This is a genomic window from Fodinibius sp. (genome assembly GCF_041642155.1).
Classification (GTDB): domain Bacteria; phylum Bacteroidota; class Rhodothermia; order Balneolales; family Balneolaceae; genus Fodinibius.
Genome location: NZ_JBEPWZ010000309.1, coordinates 1 through 3387, shown reverse-complemented (window position 1 = coordinate 3387; position 3387 = coordinate 1). Strand labels below are relative to the sequence as shown.

At 50.3% G+C, this 3387-nt stretch carries 3 protein-coding genes; 1 reads left to right on the top strand and 2 read right to left on the bottom strand.

Annotated elements, in window-relative coordinates; all coding sequences use genetic code 11:
• Nucleotides 1–125 precede the first annotated feature (125 nt).
• Nucleotides 126–212: a hypothetical protein gene (locus tag ACESLU_RS13190; protein WP_372639097.1), complete on the top strand. Its 87-nt coding sequence runs from the start codon at nucleotides 126–128 to the stop codon at nucleotides 210–212.
• A gap of 909 nt (nucleotides 213–1121) precedes the next feature.
• Here ACESLU_RS13190 and thrC read toward each other — a convergent pair.
• A complete protein-coding gene (gene thrC, locus ACESLU_RS13185) occupies nucleotides 1122–2444 on the bottom strand; it encodes a threonine synthase (RefSeq protein WP_372639096.1) in 1323 nt (440 codons plus the stop codon).
• Nucleotides 2431–3387, bottom strand: a complete 957-nt coding sequence (locus ACESLU_RS13180; RefSeq protein WP_372639095.1) for a homoserine kinase — start codon at nucleotides 3385–3387, stop codon at nucleotides 2431–2433. Before ACESLU_RS13180 ends, thrC begins: the two co-directional genes overlap by 14 nt.

Sequence of the window (3387 nt, the reverse complement as noted above, 5' to 3'; positions counted from 1 at the left end):
CAGCATGAGGATTGGAGCTGTTGGTAGGGAAATATCTGATAACGGCCTATAACAATGCCATATACAAATACCGATAAAAGTAAGATTAAAAAGATAAATTTTTTTTTAGAATCCATTAGTATGTAATCTTACGTAATGTGAATCTTAAGGATACCAGCATTAAAGACGCAATGTTGCGGCAAGCTGATTTAAGGGACTGTGAAGGGATTTAAGTTGAGCAATTACTAGAAGCCCAAAGATTATGTGGTGTTGAGTTAGAACCCGATATAGAAGAGAAAATTCAAAAAATTGCTCCAGAATTATTTATAAAATGTAATTGCTAAGACTTTTTCGGACAATCTTTGTCCTCCCCTGATGATTTCTGGCTTTTTTAGTTTTTCGTTCATTATTTAATAAATAACAATTTAATAGATAACATTTTTTGCCCCACCGGAACTGACCCCTTTATCGCAATGTTGGTAGATAAACTAAAAATAAATTATCAAAGAGATCAATCATATTTTTAATTCACTTACTGCCTTTTTTTGTTTCTTAAGTTTCGTATCCAATCGCTTTCAGAATCCAGGTTAATGGGGATATAAATGGTTCTACATACAAAGATACAATTGGTTTTTTGGGTTTTCTTAATGCCACTAATATTGCAATCAGCCTGGAATCGAAACATTTAATGAAAGTAATTGCAAAAAATGCGCGGCCAACCACAAACCAATAACTGGCCCCCGTCACTTTACATAACCGGCCCTTATACGACAAAACGGGATAAGATTTATTCTCCTCCCCCCTTCTTTCGAGGAAGGGAAACAAAAAGTTTGTGAGTACAAAACAGAACGCCCCGAAAACCACGTTTGATATTATCCATTATGCTCCTGCAGCTGTTTGCAGCACTGGACAAGGACTACAAACGTGGTTGTATGTACTTCATCATTTAGGTGGAAATCAATATCAAACGATTACAGGATCCATGCTTCCAAGCCCCCAATGTTAACGGATATGCCAAAATAACCGTAAATTAGACATTTACTATTAAGTAACTGCAGCCAATATGGATACTATTCCTGTCTCTTAGTCAAATAAAATTGCTGTACTATAAGCCTGGGATTCCTGTTCAGTATGGTATTGGTTCAAGAGCCATAATGCTCCCTCAAAAATACTTCCAGGGCCTGGTACTCCGCTTCCATCCCAATGCTTTTTTTCTCTTGATCGAGACTTGCAGCCAGCCGATCGGGCATGGCAACGGAGTGACCGATAACCGGCTCGATGATATCGCCGAATTTGGCGGGGTGGGCGGTTGACAAGATAATGACGGGAGCCCGATCTTCTTTTCGCTCGTCCTTGTACTGCCGGGCCGCCAGGTAACCAACAGCCGTATGCGGGTCGAGGAGGTAATCATAGTCGCTGTAGACTTCCCGGATCGCATCCCGGGTCCGGCCGTCGTCGAAGGAGGCGGCCCAGAGGTGCTGTTTCAGCGTCGCCATTTCCGGGTAAAGGGCCCGGATACGCTCCAGATTGCTGGGATTGCCGACATCCATGGCGCTGGAAATGGTAGTTCGGGAGGATTTCGGCACAAAATTTCCCTTCTCCAAAAAAGCAGGGACGACATCATTGACGTTGGTTCCCGCCACAAACTGCCCCGCCGGCATGCCGGTTTTCCCCGCCATCATTCCGGCCGTGAGGTTCCCAAAATTGCCGCTGGGCACGCAAAAATGAACCGGGCGGTTGTCTTCGATCTGCGCCAGCGCACTTGCGTAATAAAACATCTGAGGCAGCAGCCGGGCAATGTTAATGGAATTGGCCGAGCTGAGGGTTATATCCTCTCGCAACTCCTCGTCCAAAAAGGCCTCTTTAACCATTTTCTGGCAATCGTCAAAGGTGCCATCAACCTCAAGGGCCGTGACATTGCCCCCGATGGTCGTCAGCTGCTGTTCCTGCAGCTTGCTCACCTTGCCGCTCGGATACAGCAGGCATACGTCCACTCCTTCCACCCCTTCAAAGGCCTGTCCCACGGCACTGCCCGTATCCCCGGAGGTCGCCACCAGGATCACCATCTGCTCTCCCTTCCGGCGGGCCTGGTAACTCATCATCCGGGCCATAAAACGCGCGCCGAAGTCTTTGAAGGCCAGGGTGGGTCCGTGAAACAATTCCAAAATGTACCGGTTATCATGCAGGTGGACGAGCGGGGCCTCAAAAGAGAGGGCATCCTCAACCAGCGGCTGCAGCTCACGGGCGGCGACTTCGGGTATGAAGGTGCGGGACAGCTGCAGTCCTATTTCCTGCAGGGACTTCCCGTGAATATTCTTCCAGAGCGAGTCCGACAGATGCGGCCACCGGTCGGGCATAAACAATCCTCCGTCCGGCGCCAGGCCTCTTTCCATCGCCTCTAAGAAGCTGACAGAGGGTGTCTTTCCCCGGGTGCTGATGAATGCTATCGTTTCAGTCTTTGACATCGATTACTTTTGCTCCTTTGGTATTGATGCGGGATACATATTCGTCCGAGGGCAAGCCGATACCATCCAGCTCCGATTTCATAGCTTTGCTGACGTTCAGCGCTGTTTCGCGGTCGGGAGCCAGGGCAAAAATAGAGGGACCCGAACCGGCGATTCCGGCTCCTACTGCTCCACCGCCCAGCGCGGCCTCCTTGACGGCGTCGTAGCCAGGAATGAGAACCGACCGGATCGGCTCAATAATGACGTCTTCCATGGAACGGGCAATCAGATCCAGATCCTTGTTGATCAACCCGGCCACCAGTCCCCCCACATTTCCCCACTGCCTGACCGCCTGACCCAGCGAAATATCGTTTCGCAGGATCCGGCGGGTATCTTCGGTTTTGATTTCTATCTGCGGGTGTACAATAACCGCGTAGAGCGACTCGGGAAAAGGGAGGTTAAAGATATCAAGCGGGTCGGAACTGCGGATAAACACAAAACCGCCCAGCAGGGAGGGACCTACATTATCGTAATGGGCGGTCCCGCAGGCCACGCGCTCGCCTTCCGCGGCAAAGGGCAGCAGCTCCTTGCGGCCCAGCGGCTCACCCAGCAGCCGGTTGACCGCCAGTACCGCGCCCGCCGAACTCGCCGCACTGGAACCCAGTCCACTCCCCAGCGGCATCTGCTTGTGCACTTCAATTTCAATGCCGTTTTTAAATCCCACGTGGTCAAGCAGCGTCTGAACGGCCACGCTGGCCGTATTTTTAAGAGCGTCGATGGGCAACACCCCCTCGTCACCGGTAATGGACTTGATCACGACCTGGTCTTTGTCAGAGCGGCGGACGACAATCTCATCGCCCGGCGCTTCGAGGGCAAACCCCATGACGTCAAACCCGCAGCTTACATTGGCGACGCTGGCCGGGGCAAATACGCGGACTTCCCTGTGTTTATACGTTGCATTCAT